The following is a 21,543-nucleotide window of genomic DNA, read 5'->3' as shown; positions in this document are numbered from 1 at the left end:
GTCTGGTCCTGGGGTAGCCACTCATTATTATTTGACTGACTGCCGTCCACTTGTTTCCCTCGAAAAATCAGAGACTCATGACGATCGATTTTAATAATCTGGAGAGTCTTGCCAAACCTGTGATGACTGCGGTTTGTCTCGGGCTCTTTTGGACATGGGAGACGCTCTTTCCCTTCTTTAAGTTTCAGGAAAACCGCTGGAGACACGCCGGTCGAAACGCTGCAATTGCATTGATGAACACCTTGATCATGGCGACTCTGTTCGGAATCGCCACGGTTTCTGTGGCCAATTGGGTGCAGGTCAATCAATGGGGGCTCTTAAGCTGGAGTCAGATTCCATCCCCCTGGAGAATATTGGCTGCAATTCTGCTGCTCGATAGTTGGTTGTACATTTGGCATCGCCTCAATCATCGCATTCCGCTGCTATGGAAATTCCACCGCATGCACCATTCTGATCCTGCGATGGATGTCACAACAGCGACGCGTTTCCATCTTGGCGAGTTGATCGCTTCAGCAGGAATTCGACTCGGTCTTATTCCTCTCTTGGGTGTCACAGCGTTTGAAATTCTCGTTTCGGAAACGATTGTCGTTATCGCCACAATGTTTCATCACGCCAACATTTCGATCGGGAAATTTGAGACGGTACTGCGATGGTTCATTGTCACGCCAGGAATGCACAAGGTCCACCACTCTCGATACCAACCAGAGACCGACTCGAACTATTCCGTGTTCTTATCTCTCTGGGATCGCCTCGGCCTCACATATCGCCAACGTCAAGATGGCAACGAGGGGCTTGAGTTGGGCCTTGATGAAATGACCGAAGAGAACTGGCAAACAATCCCTGGCATGCTGAAGACGCCGTTTGTCACTCCAAAACAGCCTACAAATCCGGAGTCGTAATCAGGCACTGCTTTCTGGAGACGCTTTCGGACGAAGCTCTGCTCCAGCGGACAGTCGACCAAAGAATGTTGGTCCATTCGCGTTCATTTTTCTGAACATGGATATGCGCAGCTTGCTAACCGAACTGCATGGGCGGGTTATATCGGCTGGGGGACTTGAATCTTTTTTCCTGAATGGAAACAAAACTCAACATCGCTGCAAAACGTTATTTCTAAACGTGTTATGCCTTGTTGACTATTTGAAACATCGCTTCATTTGCCTGAGAACTCTTACAAGCGGCACAACGACTGCGTTCCTGATGCAATGACAAGAGGAAACAACTCGTTTCACTCTTGCACTTCAAGCAGAGCACGTCGTCCCGTGCTCTGTTGTGCCAACTGCCTGGGCGAAGGCAATTGTCACATCCCTGTGGTCGATCGGATCAGCTTCGATCACAGCCAAACGACTTGGCACATTTGTCGAGTCGTTGCAAAAAACAAAAAAACACAAAACAAAAAATGGGAACTGAATATGTTGCGTACATTGCTCAATGATGAAGCTGGCTTCATCGTCTCCGCAGAGCTTGTCCTCGTCGCCACTATCCTCGTGATTGGAATGATTGTTGGCCTTAGCGAAGTCCAACATGCTGTCGTCGCTGAACTCAACGACGTTGCCGACGCCATCGGAAATCTAAACCAAAGCTATTGCTACTCCGGCTTTTCAAAATCAAAACAACACGGTGGTGGCGTTGCAGCTTACACACGCGGATCAATTTTCAATGACACTCAAGATGAATGCGATAACAACCAATGTGATATCGATTGCGACGTGCCTGTGAACGAAGGTCCGAAACGAAACTAAAATTGTAACGGACTGCTTCTAGAGCATCTTTCAAATTGGTTTGCAGAATCTGCCTCGTGGCGAACAGCATTTTTACTAGAAAAATGTGTTCTTCAAGGGCAGACGATAGAGCAAACTGCTCTAAGACTAAATAAGCGGTTGTTTCGGGGTTCTGTCCGAAACAGCCGCTTATTCTATTTTATTGCTCTCAAACCGGTTGCTCTCAAACCAGATTTTGAATACCGATCAAACCACAATGGTCTCAACAGACTTTTCAGGACTTCTTACTGCCAGCTTTGGGTTTCTTCGACTTCTTTGATTTCGTTTTGTTTTTGTCGAATTCGGCATCGGGGACGTTTTCTTTCGGAAGCCATTTCTGAAGCTCGGTAATTGTGGACTTCATGGATGGTTCACTCGCAAGGTTGTTGAATTCCCCCGGATCGACGTTGTGGTCGTACAATTCTTCATCTCCGTTCGCATACTGAATATAGCGGTAACGGTCGGTACGGATTGCATGATTTTTTCTTCCGTGTGTCGTGATGGCAGGCTGAGACCAGTCCGCTTCGGGATCTTTCAGCAGCGAGACAACACTTTTTCCATCAAGCTTTTCCGGCAGGGGAACATCACACAGTTCGCACAAAGTGGGATAGACACTCATCAAATCGACTGTTGCATCACAACGAGCCCCCGGTTTGGTCATACCGGGAACCGAGATAAAAAATGGGACTCGAGTCGCCTCTTCCCAAAGTGCAAATTTTCGCCAGTGTTCTTTCTCGCCAAGATGCCATCCGTGGTCGCCCCACAGAACAATCACCGTGTTATCATTGAATTCGCTCGCTTCCAGCGCATCAAGGACGCGTCCGACCTGTGCATCGGCAAAAGTGATACTGGCTAGGTATCCTTGCACAGCGTAGTCCCAGTTATTGGTTTTCAGAATCTTCGCATGGTCCCCCTGAGGCTTTGCCATCTTGAGGCCAGCTGCGGGAACATCTTTGAGATCACCATCGGGGAGATACGGTGTTTTAATTTGATCGACTGGGTACATGTCGTAGTATTTTCGTGGAACCTGCCAAGGCATGTGTGGGCGATAGATTCCGCAGGCGAGGAAGAAAGGCTTCTCGTGTGTTGCTTCTAAATAGTCGATGGCGTAGCTGGCTGTTTTGTAATCGAACATCTGATCGTCTTCGACATCGAGCGCCCCCCAGATGATCCCCCCTGCTCTACTATGCGGATCGTTCAAGACTTTCTGGCTCGGTTTTGGATCGCTCCCTTTCTTCAGATAATCATCCCATGATTCGGGTTCGTCGTATCTTCCGTGCATGATCTTCCCTGCCCCGACAGAGTGATAACCATGTTGTGAAAGATGCTTCGGGAGCAAGACCGCATCGGGCATCGCTGGTCGCCATGGTTGCGGATTGAGGTAAACCCCACTGTTCCAGGGACGAATACCCGTCATCAACGAGGCTCGCGAAGGGTTGCACGCCGGAGCAGCACAATAGGCTTTCGTAAACGTCATCCCACGTTCCGCGAGACGCTCAAGATTTGGTGTCTTGATGCCATTGTATCCACCAAGCGGGCTGATCCAGTCATTCAGATCGTCAACGGCAATGAACAGAACGTTCATTTTCTCGGCAGCGTGCGAACTGTTCGCAACAAAAAAGCCAATTGAAACAAAACAGAATACGCGGAGAAATTTCATGGCTGCCCCTCAAAAGTACACATGGACGGAAAAAAAGAGCCGCACACTCAGAAGTGTACGGCCGAGAATTCAATGTGAATCACATGAAGACGAATCAGACGTTGCTCGTTATGGGAGCTCAACCGTTTTCAGATCGATTTGATCAGCGTCTGCAATCAGAACGACAGCGTGTGTGTCGTTCAACTTGTCAAGTTGGACAACATTGGTCAGGCTTTTGACGGTTTCAAAAGGCTGACCGGCAACATCACCATTCCGGACAGGTGATGTGATTGGTTTCTGATTTTCAATGTCTTCCGTGCTGATCTTCATAACGCCGCGAGCGCTGTTTGAAAGCAGCAGGAATCGCTTGCCATCCTTCTCGTAAACGATCATATCGAGCGGTCGATTACGATTTCCGAGTTCAGCGACAGTTGTTCCCGTAATCTTGTCTGATGACTCGACTGCTGAAACGGGGAACTTCACCAATGGTGTGCAAACAAAACCGGCCAGAAGATTCGCTTCTCCATTGATGATGAATGGAACAAATGTGCGAATTGCTGAGTAGTCTTCGCTTTTCCCATGAGCACCATGATAGATTTCAAGCCCTGCCCCTCTGTCGGCTTTATTGAACGGGAAGACGACGGCGGTCACTCCTGATGGAGAGTCACCCTTTCGGTAACCTGAGACAATGACTTCGCCATCAACAAAAGCCAGGTCCGTGATTGATTCGCCTCGTAAATTTTTCTCGCGACGCCCCACTTTCACGACGGCATCATCTGCGGCGTTGCTGAGTTCCTTTTTGGCAAAGGGAATGTTTTTCAACGAGACTTCTTTTACTTCGCTCCCGTTGATTTTGACCAGTGCCGGGCCTTTCCCCTTTGCAGTGACCAGAATGTAGACTGTTCCAGATTCCGGATTCACTGCCAGGTCGTTGATTTTGACATCCGCTTTGAGGACATCTTTGATCGCTGCACTGACTCCTTCAAGTTCGTGCATAGCTTTGGCGGGAGAGCTTTTCTTTTCGCCAGTCTGAACGGCGAAGACTGACGCTCCCATTGGATCTCCAATGAAAAGAATTCCGCTGGGGCCGAAGGCCATTGGTCCAGCCGATTTAATGTCAGGATTGCCGGGGGTGAGGCCGTAAATATCGGCAGCGTAGGCGGGAGGGCAAGCGAGTAGCAGCCCCAGGGTGAGAATAAGTGAAGACCGTCGCATCTGTTAATCCTCGTGTTGAAGAAATTGGCTCCGCGCGGTCGTTATCATACCGTCAGCGGGAGCAAATTCTCAACGATGGAGCAGTCTTGACGCCTTCATCTTCAAAGTGTTTTCAAACCGAAAGAGCGGCCCCAGGTGAGAAACGATTCAAATTCTTGCACCCTGTTTGCACCCTGTTAGTGTTGAGGGAGCAAGCATTCTCCTTGCCCCTCCGTTTCTAACTTGCCGCAAGGCCATCACTTTCGTTTCGCCGTTGACAGATTTCGCTACGCATCAAGCCCGTTCTTCATGTCAGCGACGAGGTCTTCCGGCGACTCGATTCCGATAGAGACGCGGATCGTTTTTTCGCTGATCCCTGCCTCTTTGCGGGCCTCTGCTGTCATGGAAGCATGGCTCATGGTTTCGGGGTATTCGATGAGTGATTCAACACCGCCGAGAGATTCAGCCAGTTGAAAGAGCTTGAGGTTCTTGAAGACTTTCTCAGCGAACGCACGATCTTCCGTGATATCGAAACTCAACATCGCTCCGAAGCCTTCTTGCTGTGACTTTGCAAGTTCGTGCTGCGGGTGAGATTCCAGTCCGGGGTAGTAAACACGTTCAACTTTGGGGTGTTCATCGAGCATTCTGGCGACAGCGATAGCACCTCGCTGATGAGCTTCCATTCGTGGTCCCAGTGTCTTCACACCACGAAGGACGAGCCATGCATCAAACGGGGAACAGGCCAGCCCCATCGCATTGACGATGTATGAGATACGTTCCTGATGCTCGGTTTCTTTCGTAATGACAGCACCACCTACAACATCGGAATGTCCGTTGAGGTACTTCGTCGTCGAGTGGACAACAACATCAACCCCCATGTCGAGAGGACGTTGCAGGTAAGGTGACAGAAATGTGTTATCGGAGATCGAAATGAGATTGTTCTCGCGAGCAATTTCGACCATGTCTGCAATATTGACGATGTTCAGGAGTGGGTTGCTCGGCGTTTCAATCCACAATCCCTTTGTCTCAGGCTTGATAGCTGCTTTGACTGCGTCGGGGTCACGCATGTTCACGAACGAAAACTTGTATCCCTGCGACGTGAAGACATCGTAGAACAGGCGGAATGTCCCACCGTAAATGTCGTTTCCGGTGATGATGTGATCACCCGGTTTGAAGAGGTACATCGCTGCGGTGATGGCTGACATGCCAGTGCTGACGGCACGGCAATCAATTCCCCCTTCGAGAGAAGCAAGGTTTTCCTCCAACGCTCGACGTGTTGGATTTCCACTCCGGGTGTAGTCGTAACCGCTATTGGTTTCGAGGTCGTTCCAATAGAACGTTGAGCTCGGATAAATGGGCGTTGTACAACTGTTGTATGCAGAGTCTTTGTTGACTCCGGTGTGAACGCAGCGTGTTTGAAAATCCATGTCGTCATCCTGCAAAGAGTGTCTGGTCAGGTAGTCTATCGGGTCAGAAACGCTTGTCGAGAGTGAATCGATTCTGAGAAACGGCCACATCGAAAAAGAGAGTGCAACAGGAAATATCGACAAGTTCGTTACCGAACAGGTTCGCCGCTTTACGGCAGTTTGGGAATTGGTCCGGAAATCGAACTTTGCCATCCCAGAAACTGAGAGATTTCGTCATGACAGGAATTTCCAGCCAAAGGTCTTGAACGCTCTCCCCGGGAGAATACTCCGTCGTCGCGAAACTGGCGATGTCCAATCAATCAACGGTTCCGCCAACGCCCTAATTACTCAACGCCCCAGTTACTCAGGGCCCTAATTACTCAGTTCACAATCCAGGAGATCGCAACGGTGACGAAGGGCAACAAGCTGAGAAAGGCTGCTGCGGTTGTTGCCGAGGATTGTTTGATTCCGGAATACCAAAGCCATGTTCCCAGAGTGATTCCTCCAGCTCCCCACCAGATGCCAGCCAGCCAGGCTTTTGTCGATAGTGAAGTCCACGAGATGGGAGTTCCATCGGCAATCGCAAACGGGAGGATAATCAGGACCGAGACTAATGTCGAAAGTGCGGCAAGCGTCATCGGGGAAAGCGTTCTGGTCGCAACCTTCGCAAATAAAATTCCGGCAGCTTCACAAAAGACGGCAGCGACACTCAAGCCAACCCCAAGTGCCAGCCAGAGAAATTCCTGATTTGTCGCTTCTGCTCGAGTGCACGCAGATCGAAGAATCAACGCACTACAGCCTGCAACAACGATCCAGCCAAGCTGCTTTCGTTTGGGACGATCTCGAAAGAAGATGATCGCACCGAGTGCCGTCACAATCGGAGTGAAACTGGTGACAGTGCAAATCACCGTGCAAGGAGCAAATTTCGTACTGCAAAGCATCAAACCGGAAACAGCAACGAGTGAAGTCGCTATGAGGAACACAAGGAGTGCATCGCTTGTTCCGATCCTGCGGATCTCATCGCGGCGATTCCAGAGCATGGGGAGAAATAAAATCGCTGCAACCGTCAGACGAATCGCCGTCCCGTCAAAAACATGAACTTCACTCGTAAGGATCTGACTTACAGGCAGCGCAGTTCCGAATAAAAGAATAGCAAACCCCATTTGAATGTGGGCGATAGATTGCTGTGACGAACGGAACATGAATTTCAACAGATTGAAGACAACGTATTCGTAGAAACGATTTCACTGAAAAGGTGAGAACAGATCCTGAAACGCGAAACGGCTCTCTCAAACGTTGAGGAAAGTGGCGATTCCAGAAGTTCTCGGACTGGTTCTAGAAGCAGTCTCAACACCTATGGAATCGCGACCTTTCTCTGTATCAGAGAAGTGAATACAAGTTTTGAGACCAGTTCTAAAACATTTTTCGTATTGTGTGCGCGATCCACCTCGAGGAGTTCAGCGTTTACTGGGGAGAACTATCTCTCCATGGACATTGAATGTACGTAAGTGCTCAGGTGAGCCCCCACCTCAACAACGAATCATCTGGTTAAGGGCGATTGGGGCAAAAAATAAGTGCAATCAAAAAATGGCTGCGGTAAAATGGGCTCCTATGAAAACGTTTCTCCGATCACAAGTGATCGAAAATTGTCATCAGTGCTTCGTTGAACTCGAAGCCGATCATTGCAAGTTGAATTCCTGCAGGTTCATCTCATTGTTCGAGAAGAGTTGAACTCAATCTGCGAACATAAACTGATTCGAAACTACCCGGGTTTCAGAGGCATCACAATTCGATGAAGCCGCTGGCAATTCGCAATTCCGATATTCCTGATTGACTGACTGAATCAATTCGCGAACCCGAAAAGGCTGCTCAATTTACCTCAGCAGCCTTTGTTGACTCGTTGTCCCGTGGTTGCAGTGAATTCATACAGCACTCTTGCTTTGCATACTCATGAACGCTTCTCTAAATACCCGGATGCCCCTGTTTCTGCGGAATGCGTTTCGTGATGTACTGACGGTGTCAGTTTTATTGACCGCTCCTCTTACTACGAATGCAGCGGAAAGAGAGATCGAATTCAATCGTGACATTCGTCCGATTCTGGCGGACGCCTGCTTACATTGTCACGGTGGCGATGTCGAAACACGCGAAGCTGACTTACAGCTCGATTCCGCTGAAAACGCTCTCGAAGCACGTGATGGATATTCCATTATTGTGCCCGGTCAGCCTGAACAGTCTGTTCTTCTTCAGCGAATTCTCTCCGAAGATGTTTCAGAAAAAATGCCGCCCTCGGACGCAAAGCGGCAATTGACGGCTCAAGAAATCGAGATGTTGAAAATGTGGATCTCCCAAGGGGCTCCATACGCCAAACACTGGGCGTTTCTCACGCCTCAAAAACCGCTTGTTCCTGCTGTAAGTACAAAATCTGCTCGCTCGCCTCTCAATGAAATTGACAACTTTATTCTGAAGCGGCTTGAGGGTTCTTCTCTGAGTCCAAAATCGACAGCTGACAAACGAACTCTCATTCGTAGAGTGACCCTCGATCTCACCGGCCTGCCTCCAACTACGGAAGAAGTTCAGAATTTCCTGGCAGATGAATCCTCAGATGCCTACGAGAAGCTTGTAGACCGGTTACTCGCCTCTCCGCGATACGGCGAGCACATGGCTGCCACCTGGATGGATTTGGCACGCTACGCTGACTCGGGTGGTTACCAGGGAGACATTCCAAGAACCATGTGGCCGTGGCGAGACTGGGTCATCAATGCGTACAACTCGAACATGCCGTTTGACCAGTTTACGATTGAGCAACTTGCGGGCGATCTTCTTCCAGATGCGACAGATGAGCAGATCATCGCGACAGGATTCAATCGCAACCATCGGGTCAACGACGAAGATGGAATTATCCCTGAAGAGTTCCGCATGGAGTATGTCGTCGATCGCGTCGAGACAACCTCAGCGACATGGATGGGACTCACACTCGGCTGTGCGCGGTGCCACGATCACAAGTTTGACCCGTTGAGCCAGCGCGAGTTTTACTCTTTCCTCGCTTACTTCAATAGTGTTGATGAATTTGGACGCGGATATGGCAACACGCAGCCTCTCTATTATTACGACAAGGAAACTCAGGCTGTCATCGAGAAAATCGATCAAGACATTATCGACCTCGGCGATGCTGCTCAGGGTGAGTATTCCAAGCTGATGGAGTTGAAAAAACGACGAGATGAAGTCCTTTCGAAATCGTTGACGACAATGGTGATGAAGGACCTTCCGACACCGCGGAAAACCTACATTTTGAAACGAGGTCAATACGATCAACCCTTAGCAGAAGTGAGCCACGATGTCCCCGCTGAGATTCTGTCACTACCAAAAGATGCACCTGAAAACCGGTTGGGGTTGGCAAAGTGGCTACTTGACCCGAAGCATCCCTTGACCGCCCGCGTCGCAGTCAATCGATACTGGCAAATGCACTTCGGTCGCGGACTGGTCTCGACTCCGGAAGATTTCGGAACTCGTGGCGAAGCCCCCTCACATCCAGAGTTGCTCGACTGGCTGGCGATTCGATTTATTGAAAGTGGTTGGGACGTCAAAGCGATGCATCGCCTCATTGTCACCAGTGCAACGTATTTGCAGGACTCTTCAGCGACCAAGGAAGAGTATCGAATTGATCCTCGAAACCGGCTGTTAGCACGCGGTCCGCGAGTCCGGCTCAGTACTGAAATGATTCGAGATCAAGCGCTCGCTGTTGCAGGCTTGTTAGACGACCGCATCGGTGGTCCGTCTGTGAAACCGTATCAGCCCGAGGGAGTCTGGAGCGAAATGGTCTCCTTCGCCCGAGAGTACGAGCAATCGACTGGTGCTGACCTTTATCGCCGAAGCTTGTACACCTTCATCCGCCGGACTGTTCAACCCCCAGCGATGAATGCTTTCGACTTTCAAAGCCGTGAGATGTGTCAGGTCAAGCGTCCAACGACCAACACTCCGCTACAAGCGCTGGTCCTAATGAACGACCCGACATACGTTGAAGCCGCACGAATTCTCGCCAGTCGAACAATTATCGATGCGAAAGTCGACGAGATCTCAGACGAAGACTGGATTACTGAAGTCTTCAGTCAGGTGCTCATTCGGGAACCCTCCAAGAAGGAGCTTGGAATCCTGCTCGCTCAACTCGAGTTCCATCGGACTCAGTATTCTTGGCAACCAAAATGGGCAGAGGGGCTTGCCAAGATCGGGGAGAAAAAAATTGTTCAGGCGATCGATGTTTCTGAACTCGCTGCACGAACGGCCATCGTCAGCCTCATTCTGAATCTTGATGAAACTCTCAACCGGGAATAATGCGATGAACCAGATTTCTGAGCATGCAAATCGTCTTTCTCGTCGCTACTTCTTTGGACGTAGTGCGAGCGGATTGGGTGTCGCTGCGCTCGGTTCATTACTGGGAAACCTGCCTGCAAAAGCTGGCGCCGATTCAGGCATTCCACAAACAACCGCTAAAGCGAAGCGGGTGATTTACCTGTTCCAGTCAGGCGCTCCTTCGCAGATGGATTTGTTCGATCATAAACCAGCAATCGCAGAGCGATACGGCGAAGAACTCCCGGACTCTGTCCGCATGGGACAGCGTTTAACCGGAATGACTGCGAAGCAGGATCGGCTCTGTATTGCTCCGACAATTTACGACTTCAAGCAGCATGGCAAGAGCGGAGCCTGGGTGAGCAACCTGATGCCACACACCGCGAACATTTCCGATGATTTGTGCTTCATCAAGTCGATGCACACCGATGCAATCAACCACGATCCAGCGATCACTTTTTTGATGACAGGCAGTCAACTCCCCGGTCGGCCAAGTATGGGAGCATGGTTATCTTATGGACTCGGGAACGAAAACCAGAATTTACCTGCCTTTGTGGTGATGTCATCAAAAGGAACCGGACGACCAAATGGGCAACCGCTCTATCAACGGTTGTGGGGGAGCGGGTTCATTCCGTCACAGCATCAGGGAGTCCGATTCGGGAATGGATCCGATCCCGTTCATTACTTATCGAATCCAACCGGACTCAATCGAGTTGATCGTCGCAAATGGCTCGACTCGCTGGCTGCAATGAATGAACTCAAACAGCAGGAAACGTTCGATCCGGAAATCGAAACGCGGATTTCACAATATGAAATGGCCTTTCGGATGCAGGCTTCAGTTCCTGAACTGACCGATGTCTCAAACGAACCTCAATCGACATTTGATTTGTACGGTGAGGATGCAAAACAGCCCGGAACGTTCGCAGCCAACTGTTTACAGGCTCGCCGGATGGCAGAACGGGGAGTCCGATACATTCAACTGTTTCATCGTGGATGGGATCAGCACGTAAACCTGCCGAAGCAACTTCCGGGACAATGCAAAGACACAGACCGGGCTTCTGCGGCACTTGTGACTGACCTCAAGCAACGAGGTTTACTCGATGAGACTCTCGTCATCTGGGGCGGAGAATTTGGACGGACGATTTACTGCCAGGAAGCGCTGAGTTCCGATAACTACGGGCGCGACCATCACCCAAGATGCTTCACGATGTGGGTCGCCGGAGGAGGGTTTCAACCGGGACTCAGCTACGGACAAACCGACGACTTCTGCTACAACGTCGCTGACAAACCGGTCTCAGTCCATGATCTCCACGCAACCCTGCTCCACTGCCTTGGCTTCGATCATGAGAGAATGACCTATCGTCACCAGGGACGCGATTATCGACTGACTGATGTTCACGGAAGCGTTGTTCAGGACTTGCTGGCGTAGTCAACTTTGATCGCAAGGTTAAGACGCGTAGCAAAGATGGAGCTTGACTCATCGTCGTCCAAGGCAATGGTCCCGGTCGACAGCTCGTTAATTTTATGCGCTGACCGCACCAACTGTTATGGAATGTTTATTCTTGTTGAGCTTCCTCAGCCCAGCTCTGCATTTCGACAAACAGGAACGATGCTGTCCAAGCGATGAGTACAAGACCGGTCAATGTCTCCAAAGCTGTCATGAATCGAAGTGCACCAACGGGAGTCAGGTCACCAAACCCAAGAGATGTATAAGCGACGAACGAGAAGTACCAGTAATCTTCTGAGGGGTTCCCGCTGGAATCAATAATCGATCCGTAGCGATCCCAGGGTCCGAGTAAAGAATAACAGAGTGAAAAGAGCATCATCTCAACGACATGCGTCAGCAATGCTCCCAAAATCACAAGGTTAATCCACCACTTTCTTTTCTCTCCAAACCGTCTACGAAGGCTCGAAAGTGAAACCAGAGAGTTGTAATGAATCCCCACGCAGACGATGACCAATAGTGACGAGAGTAAAATGACGGTGATCATCTATCGCATTTTTCGAATTGGCGTTCGAGTTCTGCCTCGTGGCGAACAGTAATTGACCGGTGAAACGCATTCTACACGGGCACACATTAGAGCAAAAGGCTCTCTCTCGAACCGCGATCGTAGTTGTCACAGAACAAAAAATGTCTAGCATCAGTCAAAAACATTGATGCAGATCATGAAGAAGCTGCTTCTTTCTCAGGAGAATCCGCTACGACTTCTTTCTTGCTGGAAAATAGAACAAAGAACACCGGGACGAACATCAGCGAGAAGACGGTCGCCGCCATCATTCCGCCGACAACTGCGTTTCCGACCGCTTGACGACTCGCTGCTCCGGCTCCAACTGCGACGAGCAGCGGCAGGAATCCGAGGATTGAAGAGAATGCAGTCATCAAAATGGCACGAAATCGCAGGCGTGCAGCATTGACTGCTGCTTCACGAAGAGGAAGGCCGTCACGTCGTTGTTCGGCGGCAAATTCAACGATCAGAATCGCATTTTTACTTGCCAGTGCAACCAGCAAAACGATCCCGATTTGTGTGTAGGTATTGTTGTCAGCTCCACGAGAAATCAGTGCGATCACGACTCCCAGGACCGCTAAGGGAACAACTGCAATAACCGCAGCGGGACTCCTCCAGCTTTCGTACTGAGCAGCGAGAACAAGAAAGACAAAAACGACAGCGAGTGTAAAGATCAACACTTGTCCTCCAGCTGCAACCTTTTCCTGATAGGACATTCCGGTCCATTCGAAACCGAATGCGTCAGGAAGTTCCGCATTCGCCAGTTCTTCCATCAGCTCTAATCCTTGTCCAGAACTGTAACCTGCCGCAGCAGAGCCATTCACCGAAGCACTTGGGTATAAGTTGTATCGGCGAACCGCAGAGGGGCCAAACTTGTCTTGCACATCGACCAAAGAGCCAAGGGGAACCATTTTTCCAGTAGAGTCGCGAACATCAAGACTTTCGATGTCCGATGGCTTTGCTCGAAACTCAGATTCGGCTTGAACGCGAACCTGATACGAACGATTGAGATAGGTGAAATCGTTGACGTACGCAGAGCCGAGATAAGCCTGCATTGTCCCGAAAACAGTACTCAACGGGACATCCATCGTTTTTGCTTTTGTGCGATCGACGTCAACAAAAATTTGTGGAACATTCGCACGGAAGGTTGAATTCAATGCTTGCAAACCAGATTGCGAATTCCCGACTGTCGTAATTTGATCGGCCGCCGCCTGGAGTTCTCCCAGCCCGGCGTTCCCTTTGTCTTGGATTTCCATCTGGAACCCCCCAGCGTTCCCTAAACCATCAATCGGAGGAGGAATAAAGCCAAACACGATCGCTTCCTGAAGTCGACTGACTTTTCTTTGCAGAGCACCGACGATGGCATCTTGCTGTAGGTGAGGTTCTTTCCTTTCATCCCAAGGATCGAAAATGACAACAGAAAGCCCCTGATTTGAACCAGCAGTCCCACTCAACAGAGAATACCCCGAGATACTCACCCACTCTTTGATACCGGGTATCTCTTTGTAGATCCCATCTAGCTTTGACATCACCTCTTGCGAGCGCTGGCTTGATGCTCCGTCAGGTAACTGGACGTTGACAAACATGTATCCCTGATCTTCGGTGGGAACGAATCCCGTTGGCAAACGTGTGTAGGACCAACCGGTCAGCGTGACCAAGCCAACATAAACCAACATTACAACTGCAATCACTCGCACAAGGCGCTTCGCGATTGCGGTGTAGCCGTTCGTGACAAAATCAAAACCCTTATTGAACCAGCGGAAGAGAACAAACTCTTTCTCTTTTGGTGGCCGAAGGATCAACCCACATAACGCAGGGCTTAACGTCAGTGCATTGAGGGTACTAATAAGGACAGCTGCCGAAATCGTCAGGGCGAACTGGCGATTCAGCTCCCCGGTAATCCCTCCCATGAATGCTGTAGGGACGAAAACCGCTAAGAGCACAAGAGTCGTTGCAATCACCGGACCTGTAATTTCTTCCATCGCCTTCACAGCGGCGTCCCTCGGAGAGAGCCCTCTTTCTAAATGCCGGGTTGCATTTTCGACGACCACAATGGCATCGTCCACCACAATTCCGATGGCGAGTACGACCCCAAACAGCGAGAGCATATTGATGGAAAAACCCAGGCCACTCATGATGGCGAATGTTCCAATCAACGAGACCGGGATAGCGACCACCGGGACAATGGTGGATCGCCAATCCTGGAGGAAGATAAAGATCACAATCACAACAAGTGCGGCAGCTACAAAAAGAGTGCTGTAAACTTCTTGAATGGAAGCTTCCACAAAACGAGTCGTATCGAACGGGACAGAGTATTCCAGCCCTTGCGGCCAACTATTCGCTTTCGACAATTCTTCAAGCTTCAGCTTGATTGCCTCCGCCGTTTCCAGGGCATTCGCCCCAGGCAACTGATAAATTGCGATCGAAGTGGACGGCTTTCCGTTGTAGGTCGAATCGAACGTATATGTTTTCGCCCCCAATTCGACCCGAGCAACATCTTTCACTCGCAGGATTCGTCCATTCTCTCCAGTCCGGATGATGATGTTCCCAAACTCTTTGACATCTGCAAGACGCCCTTGCGTGCTCACAGTCAGTTCGAATGGTGTCCCCGGAGGTGCCGGTGCTGCTCCAATTTGACCGGCTGCGACTTGAACATTTTGTTCCTGAATCGCACTGGTGACATCTTCAGTGGTCAACCCACGTTGTTTCAGCAAGCGTGGATCAAGCCAGACGCGCATGCTGTAATCCCCTGCCCCGAAGACGGTGACTTCTCCGACTCCGGCGACACGGCTGAGTTCATCCTTGAGTGTGAGTGCGTAGTTACTGAGATAAAGTGCGTCATATTCCCCATCAGGAGAAGAGAGCGCAATGAACTGCAAAATTTGCGTAGATTGCTTTTTGGTGGTGATCCCTTGCCGGCGAACTTCGTCAGGAAGACGAGACTCCGCAATTGAGACACGATTCTGCACGAGAACCGTTGCCATATCCATATCTGCCCCGACTTCGAACGTCACGGTCAGCGTATATGAGCCATCGCTAGCACTGGTGGAGGCCATGTAAATCATGCCTTCGACACCGTTGACTTCTTGCTCAATCGGAGTTGCGACAGTTTCCGCAACGGTCTCTGCATTCGCACCAGGATAAACTGCACTCACCTGAACTGTTGGCGGAGCAACTTCCGGAAACTTAGAGACCGGCAAGGAACCGAACGAGACGAGTCCGGCAATGACGATCACAATCGAAATGACAGTCGCAAAAATTGGTCGGTAAATAAAGAAACGTGACATCAGTAAGTCAATCCGGTGAGAGCGTTATTGAGAATCCGCTGGTGATGACGATTCCACAATCCCACTCCAGGGAGAGAATGTCTGGAACAGCCTCGCGGGAGCATCCGGTCAGGGATCACACAAACTGACCCACGGGCACGATCATTCATTATTCGCATCAGCTTCTTGAGGAGAATCTTGCTCCGCACTACTCTTATTTACCATTTTGACAGGAGCCAACTTGGTCTCTTTAGGAGTTACAACCGTTCCGGGACGAGCTCGCTGACTCCCCTCAAGCACAACATTATCCTCTGCTGAAATGCCCTTTTCGATGAGAGTCATGCCATCGAAGGATTGGCCTGTGACAATCGGTTTTCGCTCGACCTTCTTTTCGTCATTAACGACAAGTGAATAAGTCCCGCGTTGATCACGGAAGACAGCACTCTCGGGGATAAGTATTGAATTTTCCAACTGACCGACCGGAACACGAACATTGACGAACAACCCCGGGAGTATCCGGTCCTCAGCATTGTCAAAGATCCCTCGGATTGCCAATGTTCCAGTGGAGCGGTCGACTCCTTCTTGATCCACATAATCCAGGTGCCCTTCAAAAATGTAATCGGTATCGATTTCACGTTTAAGGTAGACTGGAACACTCCGATATTTCACCTCTCCCGGTTTCGACTCTTCTCCGTTGTCACGTCGAGCTTGTTGTAAACGGAGGGCCTCACGATCGCTGATATTGAAATTGGCATAGATTCGAGATTTATCAACGATGGTTGCCAGTTCGGAACCGTTTTGGACGAGGTTTCCTATTTTGATCGCCGTTTTGGTTGTCACTCCAGAGATCGGAGCAACGACTTTGGTAAATTCCAGGTCCAGGTCAGCCTGAGCCAGATTGGCCTCAGCTTTGGCAAGGTCTGCTTTAGCAGAATCGACAGCTGCGTCAGCGGCCTCCTTTGTTGCAATCGCTGCGTCGTGAGCAGCTTTGGATTCGTCAAGCTCTTGCTGAGTCGACGCTCCTTTATCGAAGAGTTCTTTGTACCGCTTGAAGTCTAAGCTAGCACGGGTAACCTCAACTTCAGAGACACCAACTTGAGAATTTGCAACATCAACGAGTGCTGAGGATGACGTAACGGAGGCTTTTGCTGAGTTACGGGCAGCCACATACTCTCGCTGATCAATGACATAGAGGAGGTCATCTTTTTTAACCAGATCACCCGGTTGAAAATTGATCTCTTCCAGGAATCCTTCCACACGCGCACGAACATCAGCACGCTCAACAGCTTCCGTCACGCCCGTTTCTTCGATGTACAGTGTCACCGTCTGTACGACAGGTTTCGCAATCGTGACTTCAGGCGGAGGAGGAGCCTTGAAAGAGTTGTCTGGAGGACCTCCACCACACCCTGACAAGAGGACGCACAGGCAGCAAGTGGTCAACACGTTGGGTTGCCGGGAATGAAGTCTCCGAAGCAACACTCCCAATCTGAGAGCGTCCCTAATCTGTGTAATGTGCATCTATCTGGGTCCCACATCGGGTGATGAGATTGTCATTGAGTCGACGAAATAGAAAAGATTACGTTACCTCTTCTGAATTCACAATATCTGCAACGACTTCTGTGAGACATTCCTCCGTTATTGGCTTCTCAAGTGATTGAATGAAATTCAGGAAAATTCAATACTGAGCCTGATTTTCTGCCTCCTGAAAAACAGCCTGCGGAGGCATGCCAATCGGACTGGGTCGACACGAAAACCATCCCAGAAACGACAAGATAAAAAGAGCGTCGATCCAGTATCTCAAGCAGGTTTGGAAAGTGTGGCGTTGCTTGCACAGAGAATTTTTCAGAAATCATCCTTTGAGATTTCGAGCACAAGCGTGAGTGACCCTGGACAAATCGTTGCGAAAAGACCGCATAGTTGTTCAACAGAATCAGTTACAGAAGGAAATTGGCTGACGCACAACCAGACGATTTACTACAGCAGGTTACGCTACCATGTGCCCGTGAAGAACGCAGTTTTCTAGAACTGCTCCTGAAACTTGAAATTGCTCTCTCAAACGTTGAGGAAAGCGACCATTCCAGTAGTTTTCGGACTGGTTCTAGTAAAAATGCCGTTCGCCACGAGGCAGATCCTGCAAACCAATTCGAAAGATGCTCTAGTCCCTTGATTAGCAGCCGTTGAGGGCGTTCCATTGGGCCCTGCCCCCCTGTGCCCCGTTCTCCCCCTGTGCCCCGCTCTGCTTTGCATGTATCGGCTAGTCTGCGCTAGCTTGAATTGTGGGTTGTGCGGAAGAGCAGAAGGAGGCTTTGACGTATTCGCGGTTCAGTCGAGCGATGTGTTCGACTGAAACACCAGCGGGACAGGCAGCTTCACACTCATAGGTATTACTACACCCGCCGAAGCCTTCTGCATCCATTTGCGCGACCATATCCAGCACACGCTGAGGACGCTCTGGATCACCTTGGGGGAGTTGAGCAAGGTGTGAAACTTTCGCTGATGTGAACAGCATTGCCGATGCATTTTTACACGAGGCGACACAGGCTCCACATCCGATGCAAACTGCCGCATCCAGAGAACTCTCTTGATCCTGCCTGGCAACCGGAAGGCAATTTCCGTCCTGTGCTTGCCCAGTATTGACCGAAACATAACCGCCTGCTCCCATGATGCGATCAAACGAAGTGCGGTCGACAACCAAGTCTTTCACAACAGGAAAGGCATTGGCACGCCAAGGTTCCACGACGACTTTCTGGCCGTCCTGGAATCGCCGCATATGCAGTTGGCAAGTCGTCGTTTCTTTATCAGGACCGTGTGCCTGTCCGTTAATCATCACCCCGCATGCACCACAGATTCCTTCTCGACAGTCGTGGTCAAACGCGACCGGTTCCTCACCTTGAGCGATCAACTGCTCATTGAGGACATCGAGCATCTCGAGAAACGACATGTGAGGAGAAATGCGATTGACCTTATAGTCAACAAACTTCCCGCGCGCTTCAGAGTTGTCTTGTCGCCAGACACGCAAAGTGAGGGTCATGTTGTGATCGGAATCGCTCATAATCTTCGTCAATCCAGAATGAAAAAATGATCGGATCGAATGTGCTTACAAATGTGAATTACTTGTAACTACGTGTGGACGGTGTCACGGTTTCAAACTTCAGCTCTTCTTTGTGTCGAACAGCGTCGCCATCTTCCTGATGTTCCCAGGCTGCCACGTGAGCAAAGTTTTCATCATCACGTTTGGCTTCACCTTCTTCGGTTTGATGCTCTTCGCGGAAGTGTCCCCCAGCGGATTCTTCACGAGCTAAGGCATCTTTCGCAAAGAGTTCCCCGAACTCCATGAAGTCGGCAACTCGCCCAGCGAGTTCAAGTTGCTGGTTGAAGTCTGCTCCACTTCCGGGAACGAAGACCTGCTTCCAGTATTGCTCCTTCAGTGAGACAATTTTTTCGGCAGCCGTTTTCAGGCCATCGGCATTGCGGGCCATTCCGCAATAATCCCACATGATTTGTCCGAGTTCGCGGTGGAAACTTTGAACAGAACGTTTTCCGTTCACACCGAGAAGTTTTTCGACGCGGCCTTTGGCTTCCTGCTTCGTTTTCTCGAAGTTTGGATGAGCAGTCGTAACAGGCTTAAGGTTCCTGCTGGCCAGGTGATGCCCAACTGTATATGGGGCGACAAAATAGCCGTCTGCTAAACCCTGCATCAACGCACTTGCTCCGAGACGGTTGGCACCGTGATCAGAGAAGTTCGCTTCACCAAGAACGAACAAACCGGGAACAGAGCTCTCGAGGTTATAGTCGACCCACAGCCCCCCCATTGTGTAGTGGACGGCTGGGTAAATCCGCATCGGCGATTGATAGGGATTTTCGTCTGTGATCTTCTGATACATGTGGAACAAGTTGCCATACTTTGCCCGAATGGCATCTTCGCCTTGCTCAGAAATGGCACGTTTGAAATCGAGGTAAACCGCCATTCCGGTTTCTCCGATCCCATAGCCAGCATCGCAGCGTTCCTTGGCTGCTCGACTGGCGACATCGCGCGGCACCATGTTTCCGAACGACGGATAACGTCGTTCGAGGTAATAATCTCGGTCCTCATCAGGGATTTGTCCTGGAGCACGCTTGTCATCCGGATTTTTAGGAACCCAAACGCGACCATCATTCCGCAAACTTTCACTCATCAGAGTGAGTTTCGACTGGTAATCCCCTTTAACGGGGATGCAGGTCGGATGAATTTGCGTGTAACAAGGATTGGCGAAGAATGCTCCCCGTTTGTGGCAACGCCACGCTGCAGTGACATTACAGCCTTTGGCATTTGTCGACAGGTAGAAGACGTTTCCATAGCCACCGGTGCAAAGCAAAACTGCGTGCGCTGAATGAGTTTCGAATTCACCGGTTTGCAGGTTTCGGCAAACGATCCCTCGTGCGACACCATCTACGTTGACCAGATCGAGCATTTCTCGACGTGGGAACATTGTCACTTTTCCGGCAGCGACCTGTCGCATCAGCCCGCTGTAGGCTCCCAGGAGGAGTTGCTGACCGGTTTGACCGCGGCAATAGAACGTTCGAGAGACTTGAGCTCCACCGAATGTTCGATTCGCAAGGAGTCCGCCGTATTCGCGAGCAAACGGGACGCCTTGTGCGACACATTGGTCGATAATGTTGGAGCTGACTTCTGACAAACGATAGACATTCGCTTCCCGAGCCCGGAAATCTCCCCCTTTAATTGTGTCATAAAAGAGACGATGGACAGAATCACCATCGTTGGGGTAGTTCTTTGCAGCGTTAATTCCACCTTGGGCAGCGATACTATGTGCCCGTCGAGGGGAGTCCTGGTAGCAAAACGCTTTAACGTTGTATCCCATCTCCGCGAGAGAGGCAGCTGCAGACGCACCCGCCAAGCCGGTTCCGACCACGATAATGTCGTACTTGCGCTTGTTATTCGGAGCAACAAGCTTCATTTCGTTTTTATGGTTTTGCCACTTTTCGGCAAGCGGTCCGTTGGGAACGTTTGAGTTCAACACGGTTTGACTCATCGTCAATGTCCTATCGGGTGAGACTCAGTGAGGCAGTTGTAGTTGTTACGAATTCAGAATCGCTGAGCAGCTAAAGTGATTTGCTGGCTGTCTCTGCAAAATTCAAAACATCCGGAAAAAATTGTGAGACAACAGAAAAACTGCTGAATCCAACTGCAACGATGACTCCAAAAATCTTAGAGATCAAATGTACGGTCGGTGTATATTTTGGATGATTGAAACCGATTGTCTGGCAGGCACTTCCAAGTCCGTGGGAAACATGAATTCCCAAAGCGACTGACCCCAGAACGTAAATGATGATTCGGGTGAAGTCAGAAACAATGATGCTCGCTTTTTGTGCTTGAGATTGACCAGCAAGAGCCTCTTCCCAACCATTTTCGAGCTTGAAGTCAGAAATGTGAACCAGCAGAAAGAAGAGACCGATGAGACCGGTGATCATCATCGTTTGATCAGCTGCCGAAGTGAGCGGAAGTGCCCGATCGTCACGCTTCGATTCCACGACTCGGTAAGATTTCTTCCGTGCCGAGATATTCTCGATTGTCGTAGAGAATGCCATGTAAATGTGCAGAGCGAACGCACCGAAGAGTAGAACTTCGGCAATCATCAGCAGCTCTTCGTTGCTGTGCAGTTGATGCGCATAGTGGTTATAGGCATCTGCACCAACGTACAACAATAAGTTGCCCGAGAGATGCACAACCAGAAAGAAGCAAAGGAACAATCCCGTGATGGCCATCACGAACTTGCGACCTACGGAAGACTTCAGAAAGCCTGTGAGCCAGCTCAATTTCGGCTCCTTCTTGACAATGTGGAATACGTGCGGGTTTATCTGTGCTGTTTTTTATATGCGTATCAATTGTGTTTTTGAGTGAACATCATTCGCGAACAATGACACTTAATGACA

General features: G+C 50.1%; 15 protein-coding genes. 4 read left to right on the top strand and 11 right to left on the bottom strand.

All coding sequences use genetic code 11. The features are described from left to right. Positions 1 to 77: 77 nt before the first annotated feature. Complete coding sequence (locus Mal48_RS05940) at positions 78 to 899, top strand: sterol desaturase family protein (protein WP_145197062.1); 822 nt, start codon at positions 78 to 80, stop codon at positions 897 to 899. A 510-nt stretch (positions 900 to 1,409) separates the two neighbouring features. After that, positions 1,410 to 1,739, top strand: a complete 330-nt coding sequence (locus Mal48_RS05935) for a hypothetical protein (protein WP_145197060.1) — start codon at positions 1,410 to 1,412, stop codon at positions 1,737 to 1,739. Between the two features lie 253 nt (positions 1,740 to 1,992). Here the strand turns inward: Mal48_RS05935 and Mal48_RS05930 are convergent, their stop codons facing one another. The 5 genes from Mal48_RS05930 to Mal48_RS05915 form a co-directional block, all read right to left on the bottom strand. Then, a complete protein-coding gene (locus Mal48_RS05930; RefSeq protein ID WP_145197058.1) occupies positions 1,993 to 3,417 on the bottom strand; it encodes a sulfatase in 1,425 nt (474 codons plus the stop codon). 108 nt (positions 3,418 to 3,525) lie between these two features. After that, positions 3,526 to 4,611: a hypothetical protein gene (locus Mal48_RS05925; RefSeq protein ID WP_145197056.1), complete on the bottom strand. Its 1,086-nt coding sequence runs from the start codon at positions 4,609 to 4,611 to the stop codon at positions 3,526 to 3,528. 266 nt (positions 4,612 to 4,877) lie between these two features. Beyond that, positions 4,878 to 6,017, bottom strand: a complete 1,140-nt coding sequence (locus tag Mal48_RS05920; protein WP_145197052.1) for a trans-sulfuration enzyme family protein — start codon at positions 6,015 to 6,017, stop codon at positions 4,878 to 4,880. Positions 6,018 to 6,060: 43 nt separating this feature from the next. After that, positions 6,061 to 6,234, bottom strand: coding sequence for a hypothetical protein (locus Mal48_RS23170; RefSeq protein ID WP_197442096.1), 174 nt, complete (start codon positions 6,232 to 6,234; stop codon positions 6,061 to 6,063). Positions 6,235 to 6,376: 142 nt separating this feature from the next. Next, positions 6,377 to 7,198 carry a DMT family transporter gene (locus tag Mal48_RS05915; protein ID WP_145197049.1) on the bottom strand — a complete coding sequence of 274 codons (822 nt, stop codon included), beginning with the start codon at positions 7,196 to 7,198 and terminating at the stop codon, positions 6,377 to 6,379. 814 nt (positions 7,199 to 8,012) lie between these two features. Here Mal48_RS05915 and Mal48_RS05910 point away from each other — a divergent pair. Together Mal48_RS05910 and Mal48_RS05905 are read left to right on the top strand one after the other, a co-directional pair. Further along, entirely contained in the window at positions 8,013 to 10,325 is a 2,313-nt protein-coding gene (locus Mal48_RS05910; RefSeq protein WP_231739927.1) for a PSD1 and planctomycete cytochrome C domain-containing protein, read from the top strand. Between the two features lie 4 nt (positions 10,326 to 10,329). Further along, positions 10,330 to 11,769 (top strand): DUF1501 domain-containing protein, encoded by a 1,440-nt coding sequence (locus Mal48_RS05905; RefSeq protein WP_145197045.1) that lies wholly within the window; start codon positions 10,330 to 10,332, stop codon positions 11,767 to 11,769. A gap of 127 nt (positions 11,770 to 11,896) precedes the next feature. Here the strand turns inward: Mal48_RS05905 and Mal48_RS05900 are convergent, their stop codons facing one another. The 6 genes from Mal48_RS05900 to Mal48_RS05875 all read right to left on the bottom strand — a co-directional run bounded on the left by Mal48_RS05900 (position 11,897) and on the right by Mal48_RS05875 (position 21,426). Beyond that, the gene (locus Mal48_RS05900; protein ID WP_145197043.1) at positions 11,897 to 12,331 is read right to left on the bottom strand and encodes a potassium channel family protein; all 435 of its coding nucleotides are present in this window, start codon (positions 12,329 to 12,331) and stop codon (positions 11,897 to 11,899) included. Between the two features lie 173 nt (positions 12,332 to 12,504). Then, entirely contained in the window at positions 12,505 to 15,633 is a 3,129-nt protein-coding gene (locus Mal48_RS05895; RefSeq protein ID WP_145197041.1) for an efflux RND transporter permease subunit, read from the bottom strand. Positions 15,634 to 15,774: 141 nt separating this feature from the next. Continuing rightward, on the bottom strand, positions 15,775 to 17,055 hold the full coding sequence (locus Mal48_RS05890) for an efflux RND transporter periplasmic adaptor subunit (RefSeq protein ID WP_197442095.1): 1,281 nt from the start codon (positions 17,053 to 17,055) through the stop codon (positions 15,775 to 15,777). An 811-nt stretch (positions 17,056 to 17,866) separates the two neighbouring features. Then, on the bottom strand, positions 17,867 to 18,664 hold the full coding sequence (locus Mal48_RS05885; RefSeq protein ID WP_231739926.1) for a succinate dehydrogenase/fumarate reductase iron-sulfur subunit: 798 nt from the start codon (positions 18,662 to 18,664) through the stop codon (positions 17,867 to 17,869). Positions 18,665 to 18,722: 58 nt separating this feature from the next. After that, complete coding sequence (locus Mal48_RS05880; RefSeq protein ID WP_145197037.1) at positions 18,723 to 20,642, bottom strand: fumarate reductase/succinate dehydrogenase flavoprotein subunit; 1,920 nt, start codon at positions 20,640 to 20,642, stop codon at positions 18,723 to 18,725. Between the two features lie 70 nt (positions 20,643 to 20,712). Beyond that, on the bottom strand, positions 20,713 to 21,426 hold the full coding sequence (locus Mal48_RS05875) for a succinate dehydrogenase cytochrome b subunit (protein ID WP_145197035.1): 714 nt from the start codon (positions 21,424 to 21,426) through the stop codon (positions 20,713 to 20,715). Positions 21,427 to 21,543: the final 117 nt, after the last annotated feature.

Source organism: Thalassoglobus polymorphus (assembly GCF_007744255.1).
GTDB classification, from domain to species: Bacteria; Planctomycetota; Planctomycetia; order Planctomycetales; family Planctomycetaceae; genus Thalassoglobus; species Thalassoglobus polymorphus.
Note: the sequence above shows the minus strand (reverse complement) of the source record. Positions and strands in the feature narration are given on the sequence as shown.